Here is a 16,195-nt window from a genome sequence, read left to right on the forward strand (position 1 = left end):
GCGACACGCCGGCATCCCGATACGGAATTGTCGCGTCGACGACACAAAGATGCCGCGAAATGTCGATTGTCTCGGATTGCGGAACATTAAATGGACTATAAAAGCATTGTCCAATCCGAATTGAGCGCGTACATTTCAGGGCCGCGCGAAATTTTGAGAAATATCAAGCGTGGTTTTCCCGAATCCGGTGTTCGAGAGAAGGAAACATGCACAACGACAACACCCCCCACTCGCGTCGCGATCGCGACGCAGCCGCATCCGGCATCACGCGGCGTCAATGGCTGCAGGGCGCACTGGCGCTGACGGCGGCGGGCCTCACCGGCTCGCTGGCGTTGCGGGCCCTGGCCGATAATCCCGGCACCGCGCCGCTCGATACGTTCATGACGCTCTCCGAAGCACTGACAGGCAAGAAAGGGCTGAGCCGCGTGCTCGGCGAACGCTTCCTGCAGGCCTTGCAGAAGGGCTCGTTCAAGACCGCCGACGGTCTGTCGCAACTCGCCGGCGCACTCGCGTCCGGTTCGTTGACTCCCGATCAGCAAACGTCCGCGCTGTCGATTCTCGAAGCCTGGTATCTCGGCATCGTCGACAACGTCGTAATTACCTACGAAGAAGCATTAATGTTCAGCGTCGTGTCCGATACGCTCGTGATTCCTTCGTATTGCCCGAATAAACCCGGCTTCTGGGCCGAAAAACCGATCGAGAGGCAAGGCTGATGGCCGATACCGATACGCAAAAGGCCGACGTCGTGGTCGTCGGGTCCGGTGTCGCAGGCGCGATCGTCGCGCACCAGCTCGCGATGGCCGGCAAGTCGGTGATCCTGCTCGAGGCAGGCCCGCGCATGCCGCGCTGGGAAATCGTCGAACGCTTCCGCAACCAGCCCGACAAGACGGACTTCATGGCGCCGTACCCGTCGAGCCCGTGGGCGCCGCATCCGGAATACGGCCCGCCGAACGACTACCTGGTCCTGAAGGGCGAGCACAAGTTCAACTCGCAGTACATCCGCGCGGTGGGCGGCACGACGTGGCACTGGGCCGCGTCGGCGTGGCGCTTCATCCCGAACGACTTCAAGATGAAGACCGTGTACGGTGTCGGCCGCGACTGGCCGATCCAGTACGACGATCTCGAGCATTGGTACCAGCGTGCCGAGGAAGAGCTCGGCGTGTGGGGCCCCGGCCCCGAGGAAGACCTGTATTCGCCGCGCAAGCAGCCGTACCCGATGCCGCCGCTGCCGTTGTCGTTCAACGAGCAGACGATCAAGAGCGCGCTCAACGGCCATGACCCGAAGTTCCACGTCGTGACCGAGCCGGTCGCGCGCAACAGCCGCCCGTACGACGGCCGGCCGACTTGTTGCGGGAACAACAATTGCATGCCGATCTGCCCGATCGGCGCGATGTACAACGGCATCGTGCACGTCGAGAAGGCCGAGCAGGCCGGCGCGAAGCTGATCGACAGCGCGGTCGTGTACAAGCTCGAGACGGGTCCGGACAAGCGCATCGTCGCCGCGATCTACAAGGACAAGACGGGCGCCGACCATCGCGTCGAGGGCAAGTACTTCGTGGTGGCCGCGAACGGCATCGAGACGCCGAAGATCCTGCTGATGTCGGCGAACCGCGACTTCCCGAACGGCGTCGCGAACAGCTCCGACATGGTCGGGCGCAACCTGATGGACCACCCGGGCACGGGCGTGTCGTTCTACGCGAGCGAGAAGCTGTGGCCGGGCCGCGGCCCGCAGGAAATGACGTCGCTGATCGGTTTCCGCGACGGCCCGTTCCGCGCGACCGAAGCCGCGAAGAAGATCCACCTGTCGAACATGTCGCGCATCAACCAGGAGACGCAGAAGATCTTCAAGGCCGGCAAGCTGATGAAGGCCGACGAGCTCGACGCGCAGATCCGCGACCGTTCCGCGCGCTACGTGCAGTTCGACTGCTTCCACGAAATCCTGCCGCAGCCCGAGAACCGCATCGTGCCGAGCAAGACGGCCACCGACGCGGTCGGCATTCCGCGCCCGGAGATCACGTATGCGATCGACGACTACGTGAAGCGTGGCGCAGTGCATACGCGCGAAGTTTATGCGACGGCGGCGCAGGTGCTGGGCGGTACGGACGTCGTGTTCAACGACGAGTTCGCGCCGAACAACCACATCACGGGCGCGACGATCATGGGCGCGGATGCGCGCGACTCGGTCGTCGACAAGGACTGCCGCACGTTCGACCATCCGAACCTGTTCATCTCGAGCAGCTCGACGATGCCGACCGTCGGTACGGTGAACGTGACGCTGACGATCGCGGCGCTCGCGCTGCGGATGTCGGACACGCTGAAGAAGGAAGTCTGACCGTGCGGAAATCTACTCTCACCTTCCTCCTCGCCGGCTGCCTCGCGCTGCCGGGCCTCGTGCGCGCGGCCGATGCGGCCGATCCCGCGCAGGTCAAGCGCGGCGAATATCTCGCGGTCGCGGGCGACTGCATGGCCTGCCACACCGCGAAGGGCGGAAAGCCGTTCGCCGGCGGCCTCGGGATGCCGGTGCCGAAGCTCGGCAAGATCTATACGAGCAACATCACGCCCGACCCGGATACCGGCATCGGCAACTGGACGTTCGACGACTTCGAGCGCGCGGTGCGCCACGGCGTGTCGAAGAACGGCGACAACCTGTATCCGGCGATGCCGTACGTGTCGTACGCGAAGATCAGCGACGACGACGTGCAGGCGCTGTACGCGTACTTCATGCACGGTGTCGAACCGATCAAGCAGGCGCCGCCGAAGAACGAGATCCCCGCGCTGCTGAGCATGCGCTGGCCGCTGAAGATCTGGAACTGGCTGTTCCTGAAGGACGGCGCATACCAGCCGAAGCCGGCGCAGAGCGCCGAGTGGAACCGCGGTGCGTACCTGGTGCAGGGCCTCGCGCACTGCAGCACGTGCCACACGCCGCGCGGCGTCGCGATGCAGGAGAAGTCGCTCGACGAAACCGGCGGCAGCTTCCTGTCGGGCTCGGTGCTGGCGGGCTGGGACGGCTACAACATCACGTCCGACCCGAACGCGGGGATCGGCGGCTGGACGCAGCAGCAGCTCGTCCAGTACCTGCGTACCGGCAGCGTGCCGGGAGTCGCGCAGGCAGCCGGTCCGATGGCCGAGGCGGTCGAGCACAGCTTCTCGAAGATGACCGACGCCGACATCGGCGCGATCGCGACGTACGTCCGTACGGTGCCGGCCGTCGCCAGCGGCGACGCGAAGCAGTCGCGCTCGTCGTGGGGCAAGCCGGCGGAAGACGGCCTGAAGCTGCGCGGCGTCGCACTGGCGTCGTCGGGCATCGATCCGGCGCGGCTGTATCTCGGCAACTGCGCGACGTGCCACCAGATGCAGGGCAAGGGCACGCCGGACGGTTATTACCCGTCGCTGTTCCACAACTCGACGGTGGGCGCGTCGAATCCGGCGAACCTGGTGCAGGTGATCCTGAACGGCGTGCAGCGCAAGGCCGGCAGCGAGGACGTCGGGATGCCCGCGTTCCGCAACGAGCTGTCGGATGCGCAGATCGCCGCGCTGACGAACTACCTGACCGGCCAGTTCGGCAATCCGGCCGCGAAGGTGACCGAGCAGGACGTCGCGAAGGCGCGTTGAGGCCGGGTACGACGCAGTAAAGGCAGGGCAACACTGACAAGAAGAGGAGGCACAGCACATCGGGCGGGCCCCGATGCCGGTTGTTGCAGAGCGGGGTGGGCGGCTTTGGCGGCCGCCCGCCCTGGTTCGTTGGCAATCCGGTGCGCGCGGTTCGCGCACCGCTTTCGTTGATCACACCATGACACCGAATCAACCGTTTCTCGCGTCCCAGCGCGATGTGCTGCTGCTGTTGTCCCGGATCCTGCTCGTGATCCTGTTCGTGATGTTCGGCTGGAAGAAGATCGTCGACTTCTCCGGCACGATCGCGTTCATGGGAAGCGAGGGCGCGCCGGCGCCGATCATTTCGGCGGCGATCGCCGTCGTGATGGAGCTGTTCGCCGGCATCGCGCTCCTCGTCGGTTTCCAGACGCGGCCGCTCGCGTTGCTGCTTGCGCTGTATACGATCGGCACCGGCTTCATCGGCCATCACTACTGGACGATGTCGGGCGGCGAGCAGATCGACAACATGATTCATTTCTACAAGAACATCGCGATCTCGGGCGGCCTGCTCGCGCTTTGCGCGGCGGGCCCCGGGCGTTTTTCGATCGATCGCGGGTAAACGGCAACGCCGGTGCGCGCATGGGGCGTGTGCCGGACGGTCGAGACTTCGAGGGGGGGGCATCATTTTGCGACTCAAACATTTCGCATGGCTGATCGTGGCCGCCGCACCGGCGGCCGCGTTCGCGCAGACGAGCGTGACGCTGTACGGCCGGATCGACGGCGGCGTCGAATACCTGAACCACATCGCGACGCCCGGCGGCAGTTCGACGCGCTGGAGCGCGGAAGGCGGCGACTGGGGCACCAGCATGTTCGGCCTGAAGGGCTTCGAGGATCTCGGCGGCGGGATGTCGACGGTCTTCAACCTGGAAACCGCGTTCCAGGTGATGAACGGCACGACGGGCGGCGGACGCATGTGGTCGCGCCGCGCGTATGTCGGCCTGAAGAGCGACACGTGGGGCCAGCTGCAGGCCGGCCGCAACCTGTTCATCGACAGCGACGGCGTGTGGGAATTCGATCCGTTCGTGCAGCAGGCGTTTTCGTCTGCATCGCTCGTGCGCGGCCGCAACTGGCAGCAGAGCAGCAACAACATCGAATATCACAGCCCGGTGATCGGCGGCTTCGACGTGCAGGCGCAGTATGCGTTCGGCAACCAGTCGCGCGGCTTCAACTACGGCGCGGCCGACGACTTCGGCCGCTCGGACGGGATCATGATCTCGTATCACTCGCCGGTGCTCGACGTGCGCGGCCTCTACGACGAGCTGCGCGACAACAACGGCAAGTTCAGCAACATCTTCACCGCGTCGCGCGAGTATTTCGTCGGCGCGAACGTGAAGGTGTCGAAGTTCAAGATCCAGGGCGCGTATACGCACTACCAGGCGCCGGACAGCCCGGCGGGCGTCGCCGATCGCGCCGATCACTACTGGCTCGGCGCGACCTACACGGCCACGCCGCAGTGGGCGGTGACGGGCGGCGGGTATTACGTGAAGGTTGGCGATGGCGGCGGCGACGCGGCGCACGATCCGTCGGGCCACGCGATCATGTACGTGCTCGGCACGACGTACAACCTGTCGAAGCGGACGTTCCTGTACGGCACCGTCGCGTACGTGCGCAACGGCGGGAATTCGAACTTCTCGCTGCTCGCGTCGCCGCGCGATGCGACGTCGGGCACGAGCCCGATGACGGGCGAGTCGCAGACGGGCGCGTATGTGGGGATGATGCATACGTTCTGAGCGGGGGGGCGCGCACGCAAGGCACGGGTGAGGGTGGCCCGTGCCTTGTTGCGTTTACGGGGGCCGGCGTGCGGCGTGCCGTATGCGTTGCCGGTCAGAACCCGCACGCCTCGGTCGTCGTCAACGTCGCGAACGGCCCGCCGAGCGTCGCATTGTGATGCGCGACGATCCGCTCGGCCAGCAACGCGGGCGTATCCATGCAGGTATGCGCATCGGCGACGAGCACGGCGCGAAAGCCGAGATCGGCGGCCGCGCGGCACGCCGTGTCGATGCAGTACTGCGTCTTCATCCCCGCAATCACGATCTCGCCGATCCCGGCCGCGTGCAGCCATTCGGCGAGCCGTGTGCCCGCGAAACAACTCGGCCGGGTCTTGTCGAACACGATGTCGCGTGCCGTATCGATCGCGAGCGCCGGCAGCAATGCGGCGAGCGGCGCATCGGGCGCGATCGGCGAACCCGCCGGGCCGGTGTGGCGCACGGCGAACACGGGCGCGCCGGCTTCATGCGCGCGGCGAATCAGCCGGTTGACGTTGGCCAGCACGCGTTCGCCGTCATGCGGACGATCGGGGCCATGGAACAACCCGACTTGCATGTCGACGACGAGCAGCGCACGTTTCGGGGAAGGGGCTTCGGACATCGCGTTTCTCCTGAGTGGCCGATACGGACGGAGAAACGACGAGACCCCGTCCGGAACCGGCGGGGCCTGTGGAAATCGGTGAAGGGCGCTACGACCTTGCGCGCACTCGCCGCACGGGCCCGCCGAAGGCGGTCGTGCGCGTGGTCGTCGACAGGGTGAGCGTGGCGTCGTGCATGGAGCGATCATGCACGATGCGCGTTCGCTGCGTCAATGACGTGTCGCACGTCCCGCGCCGCCACCGCTCAATCGAGCGCCTTCCCGGCCTTCTCGTCCATGCAGCGAATCGCGAGCAGCGTGAGCACGCCGCAGCCGATCGCATACCACGCGGGCGCATTCGGATTGCCGGTCGCCGCGATCAGCCACGTGACGAAGAACTGCGCGAAGCCGCCGAAGATCGCGACGCCCACGCTGTACACGAGCGCGCCGCCAGTCGCCCGCACCGCCCGCGGAAACAGCTCGCCGAGCATCGCACCCGTCGCGCCGATGTTGATCGCGTGCACGATCGACAGCGCGGCGATGATCGACAGCAGCGACGCGGCGCCCGGCCAGCGGTTCAGCGCGATGAACGCGGGATAGATCGCGGCCATCAGCACGATGCGCGTCCACCAGACGATCCGGTTGCGGCCGAACACATCGGACAGGTGCCCGCCGATCGGCGTCACGAGCATCAGGATCGCGCCGGCGACGCAGCCGGCCGTCATCGACAGCCAGGTCGGCAGATGCAGCACCTGCACGCCGTAGATCGCCATGTAGAACACGATGATGTAGTGGATCGACGTGCCGCCGATCGTCACGCCGAGACCGGCGAACACGGCCTTGCCGTGATGGCGCAGCACGTCGGCGAGCGGCAGCGACGCGACGGGTTCGTCGTGCGCGGCGGCCGGCGTGGCGGCCGGCACTTCCTCGACGGTGCGGCGCAGCCAGTAGCCGAGCGGCACGAACAGCGTGCCGATGATGAACGGCACGCGCCAGCCCCAGCTCTCGAGCTGCGCGGCGTTGAGCGTCGACGTCAGCGCGACGCCGGTGAGCGCCCCGGCGAGCGCCGCGAGCCCCTGGCTCGAGAACTGGAACGATGCGTAGAAGCCGCGGCGATGCTGCGGCGCCTGTTCGAGCAGCAGCGTCGTTGACGCGCCGACTTCGCCACCCGATGCAAACCCTTGCAACAGGCGCGCAAGCACGAGCAGCAGCGGCGCGGCGAGGCCGATCTGCGCGAAGGTCGGCGCGATCGCGATCGTCGCGGTGCCGAGCGCCATCAGCAACAGCGTCAGGATCATCGCCTTCTTGCGGCCGGCGCGGTCGGCGTACATGCCGATCACGAGGCCGCCGAGCGGGCGTGTGACGAAGCCGACGCCGAAGCTCGCGACCGCGAGCATCAATTGCCCGAACGACGAATGCACCGGGAAGAACAGCTTGCCGATCAGGATCGCGAAGAAGCTGTAGACCGTGAAGTCGTAGAACTCGAGCGCGTTGCCGACCGCGGCGGCCGCGATCAGGCGGCGTTTCTTCGCGGCGGCGCGGGCATCGGCCGGCGAGCCGGCGAACGGAAGGGCGGACGTTTCCATGAGGTTCCCCTGCTAAGGCGCGGAACTGCGTGATGAAGGGCCGTCAGGCCGCGAGCCAGGCTTCGGCGACGCGGACCCAGTAACTCGCGCCGATCGCGAGGATGTCGTCGTTGAAGTCGTAGCCGGGGTTGTGCACCATGCAGCCGCCCTTGCTGCCGATGCCGTTGCCGATGAACGCATAGCAGCCGGGGCGTGCTTCGAGCATGTAGGCGAAGTCCTCGCTGCCCATCAGCGGCGCGGCTTCGGTTTCCACGCGATCGGCGCCGAGCATCTGGCGGGCGATGTCGGCCGCGAATGCGGTCGGTTCGGGGTGGTTCACGAGGACCGGATAGCCGTAGTCGTAGTCGACTTCCGCCGTGATGCCGAAGCTTTCCGCCTGGCCCTTCGCGAGCGCCTCGATCCGGCGTGCGAGCAGCGCGCGCACGTCGGCGTCCAGCGCGCGCACCGACAGCTTCATCACGACGGTTTCCGGAATGATGTTGAAAGTCTCGCCGGCCTGCACGCTGCCGACGGTGATCACGGCCGCATGCTGCGCATCGACCTCGCGCGCGACGATCGTCTGCAGCGCGACCATGATGCTGCCCGCGGCCGACATCGGGTCGCGCGCGAAGTGCGGCATCGCGCCGTGTCCGCCGACGCCGCGCAGCGTGATCGTCACGCGGTCGGCCGACGCCATCGCGGCACCGGCGCGGAACGCCATGTCGCCGGCGGCGCGGCCCGGCATGTTGTGGATCGCGAAGATCGCGTCGCACGGGAAGCGCTCGAACAGGCCGTCGTCCATCATCGATTTCGCGCCGCCGAAGTTTTCCTCGGCCGGCTGGAAGATCAGGTTCAGCGTGCCGGAGAACTGGCGCGTGGCGGCGAGGTGGCGCGCCGCGCACAGCAGCATCGCGGTGTGGCCGTCATGACCGCATGCATGCATCTTGTTTGCGTGGCGGCTCGCGTACGGCAGGCCGGTGGCTTCGGCGAGCGGCAGCGCGTCCATGTCGGCGCGCAGGCCGACGGTGCGCGTGCCTTGTCCTTCGCGCAGCACGCCGACGACGCCCGTCTTGCCGATGCCGCGATGCACTTCATAGCCCCACCCCGTGAGCAACTCGGCGACGAGATCGCTGGTCAGCGTTTCCTCGAACGCGAGCTCCGGATGCGCGTGGATGCGGCGGCGCACGTCGATCAGGTCGGGAGCGATCGCGGAGATGCCGGGGATGACGGGGTTCACGGCTTGCAGCATGGTGTCTCCTGTGGAGCAGGTGAGGCAGGTGGGGCCGGTGGGCGTTTGACGCACATATGACGGCCAAGCATATAAATTTCTGTCGGGTACCAGAAGCTGCTAAATTGCTTTGGTGCTCACCACCGGTTGCCGCTCGGGAATACCCTGATCCGCTGCGCGTGGCCGGGCGTCGGGTTTCCACGAATCACGCATGCCGCCATGAAATACCATCAGCTGAAAGCGTTCGTCACCGTCGCGGACGAAGGGAGCATCCGCGCGGCCGCGCGGCGCCTGAACGTGTCGCCGGCGGCGCTGACGAAGGCGGTCAAGGAGCTGGAGATCGCGCTCGGCGTGTCGCTCGTCGTGCGCACCGCGCGCGGCGTGCAACTCACCGCGTTCGGCCAGCAGCTGCAGGTGCGCGCGCGGCTGATCGTCGCCGAGATGCAGCGGGCGCGCGACGATATCGAGCAGGCGCAGGGCGCGATGACGGGCTCGGTCGCGGCGGCGATCACGCCGGCCGCGGCGGTGACGATCCTGCCCGACGCGTTTCGCGCGTTCCGGCGGCGCTTTCCGGTCGCGCGCGTCAATCTGATCGAAGGGTTTCCCGGCGTCGCGCTGCCGCGGCTGCACGACGGCTCGCTCGATTTCGCGGTCGCCGTCGTCGTGCCCGAACTGCTGGCGGCCGAGTTCGACCACGCGGAACTCTATGCGAGCCGATCGCTGATCGTCGCGCGCAAGGGGCATCCGCTCGCATCGGCCACGTCGCTGGCCGATCTCGTCGAGGCCGACTGGCTGATGAATCCGTCGCCGGAAAGCTCGACCCAGGTGCTGTTCAACTCGTTCGTCGCGTACGGGCTGCCGGTGCCGCAGCGGGTCGTCGAATGCCCGAGCTTCGGGCTCGCGCACAGCCTGATGACGGGCTGCGACCTGATCGCGTCGATGCCCGAACAGCTGCTGCAGGGCGAGTGGGCGCGCGACCAGCTCGCGGTGCTGCCGATCCGCGAGCGGCTGCCCGGCGTGTCCGTGCAGGTCGTCACGCGTCGCGACAGCCCGCTCACGCCGGCCGCGTCGATGCTGCTCGACTGCCTGCGCGATTCCGCGCGGCGCAAGGGGCTCCGATGAGTCGGGCAATGCATCGCGTAGTGATCCTGAACATCTGCCGCGCACCGCGGACCATTCCCGCTCGCGGCGCGCTCGCCGCGAGCCGGTATCATAGCGGCCGGCCCGCCGTTCCGGCCGGCTTCCGACAACACGCCATCCGGCATCCAGCAATCAGAGGCATCACATGACCAGTGCAACCCAATTCGACAACGTATCGGTCGTCAAGCGCGCGAACGTCTATTTCGACGGCAAGTGCGTGTCGCATACCGTGCTCTTCCCGGACGGCACGCGCAAGACGCTCGGCGTGATCCTGCCGTGCGCGCTCAACTTCGGCACGGACGCGCCCGAATTGATGGAAGTGCAGGCCGGCAAGTGCCGCGTGAAGCTCGACGGCAGCAGCGAATGGCAAACCTACGGCGCCGGCGAGTCGTTCTCGGTGCCGGGCAAGAGCCGCTTCGACATCGAAGTGCTCGAGACGCTCGACTACGTCTGCAGCTACCTGTAAGCGCATGAGCACCGGCCGCAGCGCATGCGCGCGGCCGGCGCGCTGAAAGCAGAAAGCCCCGCCGAAGCGGGGCTTTCTCGTATTCGGACGGCGCGCTGCCGTCCGGCGCGGAGCTTACAGGCAGGCGTTGATGTCGCCCGCGGAAGCGGCGTCGCCACGCATGCCGACCCACGTCTTCGCGCCCGGCTTCGACGCCGGACGAACCATCGCGGCCGCGCCGTTCGGCGGTTGCTGGCCCGGTACGTAGACATCGGTCGCGAGGCCGTTGGCGAGCACGTTCTGCGTGACCACCTGTTGCTGCGACTTGTCGGCCCAGGTCTTTGCGATGCACGCCGACACGTCCTCCGCGGACTTCTGGCTTTGCCCCACGTTCTGCATGGCCGGATCGGCTGCGTGTGCGGAAATTGCCACGGTCAATGCGATGAGCGGTAAGTATTTCACGTTCACGTTTTATCTCCCTCGAGTCGTGATTGATTGAGCGGGATGCGCAGCAGAACTTGAACTGCGTTCTTGTGAGATTGCATCGGACAAATGCGGTTCCGGCGATTCCGAAACAAGTTGTTAACACGCTTGCCAAACGACAATCCGGATGCTGTCCGTTCTGTTGCGATGCGGCATGGGTCGCGCACGGCCCGCGTGGAGGCGGGGACGCGGCGACGACGTCATGCGTCGTGAGGTCGGCTCGCTGCCCTGTGGTGTGGCGGATTGACGGCCGCGGCGTGCTGCATGTATCCGGATGTCGCGCCGCGACGCTTCTTTATTGGATGACGAAGTGGAATGGCTGAAAGGGTGGCCCCGTCGCATGAGCACCATGATGACAAACTTTCGTCCGATGAATTGTCAACCAAGTTTAAACGCCGACGCGGCGGAATGCGAACCGGCGCGCAGGGTGCGCGCCGATCCGGAACGGCGGGGGACGGTGAAGCGCGCGGTACGTATCAGCTGGCCTTGCGCGCACCGGCGTCGCGCAGGTTGACCGGTACGACCGGGCGGAAGCGTTCGCGCTTGTGTTCGTCGTCGAAGTGCTGGAGCGCGGGCTTGACGAGATCGCTGCGCGACACGATGCCGATGATGCGCAGCGATTGCGGATCGTCGACGACCGGCAGGCGTTCGAGGCCGAGCATCGCGAGCCGCGACGCGACCACGCGGCACGTTTCGTGCGCGTGCGCGACGGGCGGCGCACGATCGATGAATGCGTTCGCGAGCGCCGCGCCGGGACCGGCTTGCGCACGCTGCGCGTCGAGCGTCGCGCGATCGACGAGACCGAGCAGGCGGCCGTTCTGCACGACGGGGTACGCACGGTGCGTCTGCTTCGCGCCGAAGTACTGCGACTCGACGGCGTCGAGCGTCGTGGCGCCGTCGATCGAGACGAGATCGTCGGCCGGCGTCATCACCTCGGCCACGTCATGGCGTTCGAGCGGATCGACGCCGTATTCCCGGTAGATGTGGTAACCGCGGCGCGCGATCTTTTCCGTCATGATCGAACGCTTCATCACGACGGTCGCGAAGCCGTGCGCGACGAGCGTCGCCGCGAGCAGCGGCAGCAGCGCGTTCGCGTCGTGCGTGAGGCCGAACGCGAACACGATCGCGGTCAGCGGCGCACCGAGCGTGGCGCCGAGCGTCGCGGCCATGCAGACGAGCGGCCACAGCGCCGGATCGCCGCCGGGCAGCACCGGCGACAGCACGGTGCCGAGGCCCGCGCCGAGCATCAGCAGCGGGGCGAGTACACCGCCGGACGTGCCGGAGCCGAGCGCGATCACCCACATCACGGCCTTCACGGTCAACAGTGCGAGTGCGATCTTCAGCGCGATGTGCTGGTGCAGCAGGTCGCCGATCACGTCGTAGCCGACGCCGAGCGCGCGCGGCTCGAGCCAGCCGCCGATGCCGATCACGATCGCGCCGAGCGCCGGCCACCACATCCAGTGCACCGGCAGCTTCGCGAAGGTGTCCTCGACGCGGTACAGCGCGGCCGACAGGCCGCACGCGAGCGCACCCGACAGCAGGCCCGCGACGATGCACGACAGCAGCGCGACGGGCGTCGGCGGCGCCGTGGTCAGCGCAAACAGCGGGTCGACTCCGAACAACACGGCGCGGGCGAAACCGGCGACCGCGCAGGCGAGCGCGACCGGCAGGAAACTGCGCGGACGCCATTCGAACAGCAGCAGTTCGACCGCGAGCAGCACGGCGGCGACCGGCGTGCCGAACACGGCGGTCATGCCGGCGGCCGCGCCCGCGACGAGCAGCGTCTTGCGCTCGGCGGCGGTCACGTGCACGCATTGCGCGATCAGCGAGCCGAGCGCGCCGCCCGTCATGATGATCGGGCCTTCGGCGCCGAACGGGCCGCCGCTGCCGATCACGACACCCGACGACAGCGGCTTGAGGATCGCGACCTTCGGCGACATGCGGCTCTTGCCGAACAGGATCGCCTCGATCGCTTCGGGAATGCCGTGGCCGCGGATCTTCTCCGAACCGAAGCGCGCCATCAGCCCGACGATCAGCCCGCCGATCACCGGCACGACGATCACCCATGCGCCGAGCGTGTGGTGCGCGGGCGAACGGTCGGCGAACGAAAACTGCTGGAAGAAGAACAGGTTCGTGAACAGGTGGATCAGGCTCGACAGCACGAACGCCGCCAGCGTGCCGAGCAAGCCGATCCCGGCAGCGAGCAACGCGATCCTGGGCAGGCGTTCGTTGGTCGAGAAGTCGCGTTTGTGTGGTGCGTTCATCGGCGTGAGGATAGGTCGGTAAAGCCAGGGTCAGTTATTGATCTGCGGAACTTGGAACGTGCCCTTGAGCGATTTCAGTTCCGCGCGATGCATGGCCGCGAGGTGGGCGAGCAGCGTCTCGCCGGCTTCCTCGAGGTGGACCTCGACCTGCCGGCGGTCCGCTTCGCTCGTCTTGCGCTTCACGAGCCCGAGCGCCTCGCAGCGCGTCACCAGCGCAACGACGCCGTGATGCTGCGCCTGCAGGCGTTCCGCGAGTTCGCCGATGGTGGCCCATTCGCGGTGCGGATAGCCCTTGATGTGCAGCAGCAGCAGGTACTGCAGCGGCGTCACGCCTTCGCTTTGCGCGGCGCGTTCGGAGAAGCGCTCGAAACGGCGCATCTGGTAGCGGAACTCGGACAGTTGCTGGAAATCGCTTTTGGTCAGCGCGCGTCGGGTATCGGTCATTGCGGTCGGTCGGGCAGCAGTTTCGGTAACGCGAAATATATCACAATATGATATAAATGGCCGAATTTCGGCGAAATGGATACATTGCGCTGTCGTCGGCCCGTTGAGCGTCCGCGTTACGCTGCCTCGAGCATCTGCGTCTGGCGGTACAGGCCGGTGACGAGATCCGTCTGCGTGATGATGCCGACGAGCCGGCGCGATGCGTCGACGACCGGGATGTGGTGATGGCCCGAATGCGTAAACAGCGGCACCAGCGCGGTGATCGACATGGTCTGCGGCACGGATGCGACGTCGCGGGTCATCACGGTCGCGACGCTGGGCGGCCGGCCGCCGAACGATTGCGGCAGCCGCGCGGCCAGCCGCCGCCACAGCGGGACCGGGCGGCGCAATGGGCGCGTGAGGTCGGCGCGCGTGACGATGCCGACCAGGCGATCGCTGCCGTCCACGACGGGCAGCGCCTTCACGCGATGGCGGTCGAGCAGCGTCAGCGCGGCCGTGACCGACGTCGACGGCGCGACTTCGATCGCGTTCTTCGTCATCAGGTCGGCGCACGTGAGCCGGCCGAACGTGCGCGCATAGGCTTGCATCTCGGTTTCGCGCAGCAGCATTTCGAGGTCGTCCGGGTCGACGTCGAGCCATTCGCCGCGGCGCTTCAGCACGGCGTCGAGATCGGCGCGCGTGAAGCCGCCGCGTGCCGGCGCGGCGCTGCCGCCTTGCGGCTTCGCGTCGTGGCGCACGCCGCCGTGCGGATAGCGGTGGCCCGTCAGCGCGTGGTACACGAGCGCGGCCGACAGCAGGATCGCCGATTGCAGTGCGATCGGCTCGACCACGAAGCGCAAGCCGAGCGCGTGGATCGCCGGGCCGCCGAGCACGGCCGTCAGCGCGACCGCGCCCGACGGCGGGTGCACGCAGCGCAGCGCGAACATGCCGCCGATCGCGAGGGCGACCGCGACCGCGGCGGCCGTGATCGGATCGGCGATCCACTGCGCGCAGGCGACGCCGACGGTCGCCGCCACCAGATTGCCGCCGATGATCGACCAGGGCTGCGCGAGCGGACTCGCGGGCACCGCGAACAGCAGCACGGCCGACGCGCCCATCGGCGCGACGAGCAGCGGCACGAGGCCCGGCACGCCGGGCAGCAGCCGCATCGTGACGCCGACCGTCGCGATCCCGACGAGCGCGCCCGCGCACGAGCGCATGCGCTCGCGCCAGCCGAGCGTCATCGGATGGGGAATGAAGCTGTGCAGCCATTGGCGGAAGGTGCGGCGCGACGGGGAGGAGCCTGACGACATGGACGATTGAGCGGTAAACATGACGATGCGCATGACGCAGCGCGAGGACGTCGAGAATTATATCGCGTCGTGATATAAATTGTCGCGCTGCATCAACGCGTTGCCTGCGCGCGCCGCATCCGTCTTGCAGGAACCTTTCATCGGATGAAAGCCTGACGGCCCTGCGACCGCGCAAATTTGTCTGCAGCGGCGTACAATTCGGGCCACCGAATTCCCCCGATACGCCACAACCACGCACGCGATGCCCGCTCTCCCGCCCGTTCCCCGGCATGGTGATCGCTTGCGCGTGGTTCGCGCGCACGCCCCGATTCCCGTCTGACGCGAGCGCCGCCGACGTTTCCCCACCGACACTCCCCAAGCCAATTCAATGGACATGCTCGAAAACATGCGCCTGTTCGTGCGCGTTGTCGAAGCCGGCAGTTTCACCGCGGTCGCCAAAGAAATCGATGCGACCACCGCGCAGGTGTCGCGCGCGGTGTCGAACCTCGAAGCCCACGTACAGACGCGCCTGCTGCATCGCACGACGCGCCATCTCGGCCTCACCGAAAGCGGCGAGCGCTACTTCGAGCGTGCGAAATCGATCCTCGCCGAATTCGACTACGCGAACGCCGAGGCCCGCAACGCGCTGCTGCGGCCGAGCGGCAAGATGCGGATCCATGCGATGACGGGGCTCGGGCAGAGTCATGTCGTGTCGTCGATCGTGCGCTACCAGGAAGACAACCCGGACGTGTCGGTCGAGTTGACGCTCGCGCAACGGATGCCGAACCTCGTCGAGGAAGGCTACGACGTGTCGATCGTGACCGCGTCGCAGCTGCCCGATTCCGGCTACGTCGCGCAGACCTGCGGCACCAGTTGCAGCGTGCTGGTCGCATCGCGCGAATATCTCGCGCGGCACGGCACGCCGAAGACGCCCGACGACCTGCCGAACCACGTGTGCCTGCGCCTCGATACGCCGGCATCGCCGGCCAGCGAGTGGCGGCTCGAGCGCGACGACGGCGAGGAGACGGTCTACGAACTGCAGCCGGCACCGTTCCAGGTCAACGTGCCGGATGCGCTGTGCGTCGCGGTGCGGGCGGGGCGCGGCATCGCGTGCGTCGCGCTGTATACGGTGCTCGACGACCTGCGCGCGGGGCGCCTGATCCGCGTGCTGCCCGAGTATCGGTTGCAGACCGTCAGCGTGTACGCGGTCTATGCGACGCGGCGCTATCTCGATGCGAAGATCCGCACCTTCCTCGACCATCTGCGCACGACGCTCACGCCCGCGCTGGAGAACGACCTGCGCGAACTCGACCGGCTTGCGGTCGAGCCGATGCCGGGCAGCCGCCAGCGCGCCTGATGCC

The 16,195-nt window shown here is 67.2% G+C and carries 15 protein-coding genes; 8 read left to right on the top strand and 7 right to left on the bottom strand.

The window, feature by feature from the left end:
* Nucleotides 1-206 precede the first annotated feature (206 nt).
* The 5 genes from U4Z64_RS00985 (at nt 207) to U4Z64_RS01005 (ending at nt 5,381) form a co-directional block, all read left to right on the top strand.
* Nucleotides 207-713 (top strand): sugar dehydrogenase complex small subunit, encoded by a 507-nt coding sequence (locus tag U4Z64_RS00985; RefSeq protein ID WP_044843286.1) that lies wholly within the window; start codon nt 207-209, stop codon nt 711-713.
* Complete coding sequence (locus U4Z64_RS00990) at nt 713-2,332, top strand: GMC family oxidoreductase (RefSeq protein ID WP_321804420.1); 1,620 nt, start codon at nt 713-715, stop codon at nt 2,330-2,332. Before U4Z64_RS00985 ends, U4Z64_RS00990 begins: the two co-directional genes overlap by 1 nt.
* 2 nt (nt 2,333-2,334) lie before the next feature.
* Nucleotides 2,335-3,612 (top strand): cytochrome c, encoded by a 1,278-nt coding sequence (locus U4Z64_RS00995; RefSeq protein ID WP_321818971.1) that lies wholly within the window; start codon nt 2,335-2,337, stop codon nt 3,610-3,612.
* A gap of 178 nt (nt 3,613-3,790) precedes the next feature.
* A complete protein-coding gene (locus U4Z64_RS01000) occupies nt 3,791-4,210 on the top strand; it encodes a DoxX family protein (RefSeq protein WP_124572176.1) in 420 nt (139 codons plus the stop codon).
* A gap of 67 nt (nt 4,211-4,277) precedes the next feature.
* Nucleotides 4,278-5,381, top strand: a complete 1,104-nt coding sequence (locus U4Z64_RS01005) for a porin (protein WP_321818972.1) — start codon at nt 4,278-4,280, stop codon at nt 5,379-5,381.
* Between the two features lie 94 nt (nt 5,382-5,475).
* On the opposite strand, the gene U4Z64_RS01010 is transcribed toward U4Z64_RS01005, so the two are convergent.
* From U4Z64_RS01010 to U4Z64_RS01020, 3 genes are all read right to left on the bottom strand, one after another.
* A complete protein-coding gene (locus tag U4Z64_RS01010; RefSeq protein ID WP_321818973.1) occupies nt 5,476-6,018 on the bottom strand; it encodes an isochorismatase family protein in 543 nt (180 codons plus the stop codon).
* 242 nt (nt 6,019-6,260) lie between these two features.
* Nucleotides 6,261-7,580, bottom strand: coding sequence for an MFS transporter (locus U4Z64_RS01015; RefSeq protein WP_044843292.1), 1,320 nt, complete (start codon nt 7,578-7,580; stop codon nt 6,261-6,263).
* A gap of 43 nt (nt 7,581-7,623) precedes the next feature.
* Entirely contained in the window at nt 7,624-8,808 is a 1,185-nt protein-coding gene (locus tag U4Z64_RS01020; RefSeq protein WP_321818974.1) for a M20 aminoacylase family protein, read from the bottom strand.
* A gap of 198 nt (nt 8,809-9,006) precedes the next feature.
* Between U4Z64_RS01020 and U4Z64_RS01025 the strand changes: the two genes are divergently transcribed.
* Together U4Z64_RS01025 and U4Z64_RS01030 are read left to right on the top strand one after the other, a co-directional pair.
* A complete protein-coding gene (locus U4Z64_RS01025; RefSeq protein WP_044843294.1) occupies nt 9,007-9,909 on the top strand; it encodes a LysR substrate-binding domain-containing protein in 903 nt (300 codons plus the stop codon).
* A gap of 163 nt (nt 9,910-10,072) precedes the next feature.
* Nucleotides 10,073-10,393 (top strand): pyrimidine/purine nucleoside phosphorylase, encoded by a 321-nt coding sequence (locus U4Z64_RS01030; RefSeq protein WP_006478890.1) that lies wholly within the window; start codon nt 10,073-10,075, stop codon nt 10,391-10,393.
* 114 nt (nt 10,394-10,507) lie between these two features.
* Here U4Z64_RS01030 and U4Z64_RS01035 read toward each other — a convergent pair whose 3' ends face one another.
* The 4 genes from U4Z64_RS01035 to U4Z64_RS01050 all read right to left on the bottom strand — a co-directional run bounded on the left by U4Z64_RS01035 (nt 10,508) and on the right by U4Z64_RS01050 (nt 14,855).
* Nucleotides 10,508-10,840 carry a hypothetical protein gene (locus U4Z64_RS01035; RefSeq protein WP_185643516.1) on the bottom strand — a complete coding sequence of 111 codons (333 nt, stop codon included), beginning with the start codon at nt 10,838-10,840 and terminating at the stop codon, nt 10,508-10,510.
* 491 nt (nt 10,841-11,331) lie between these two features.
* A complete protein-coding gene (locus U4Z64_RS01040) occupies nt 11,332-13,119 on the bottom strand; it encodes a chloride channel protein (RefSeq protein ID WP_321818975.1) in 1,788 nt (595 codons plus the stop codon).
* Nucleotides 13,120-13,149: 30 nt separating this feature from the next.
* On the bottom strand, nt 13,150-13,563 hold the full coding sequence (locus U4Z64_RS01045) for a MarR family winged helix-turn-helix transcriptional regulator (RefSeq protein WP_124484609.1): 414 nt from the start codon (nt 13,561-13,563) through the stop codon (nt 13,150-13,152).
* A gap of 116 nt (nt 13,564-13,679) precedes the next feature.
* Nucleotides 13,680-14,855 (bottom strand): HPP family protein, encoded by a 1,176-nt coding sequence (locus U4Z64_RS01050; RefSeq protein ID WP_321818976.1) that lies wholly within the window; start codon nt 14,853-14,855, stop codon nt 13,680-13,682.
* 367 nt (nt 14,856-15,222) lie between these two features.
* Here U4Z64_RS01050 and U4Z64_RS01055 point away from each other — a divergent pair, with 367 nt between their 5' ends.
* The gene (locus U4Z64_RS01055) at nt 15,223-16,191 is read left to right on the top strand and encodes a LysR family transcriptional regulator (RefSeq protein WP_044843298.1); all 969 of its coding nucleotides are present in this window, start codon (nt 15,223-15,225) and stop codon (nt 16,189-16,191) included.
* The last annotated feature ends 4 nt before the right edge of the window (nt 16,192-16,195 follow it).

It is taken from the genome of Burkholderia sp. BCC1996, from assembly GCF_905339955.1.
Lineage (GTDB): Bacteria > Pseudomonadota > Gammaproteobacteria > Burkholderiales > Burkholderiaceae > Burkholderia.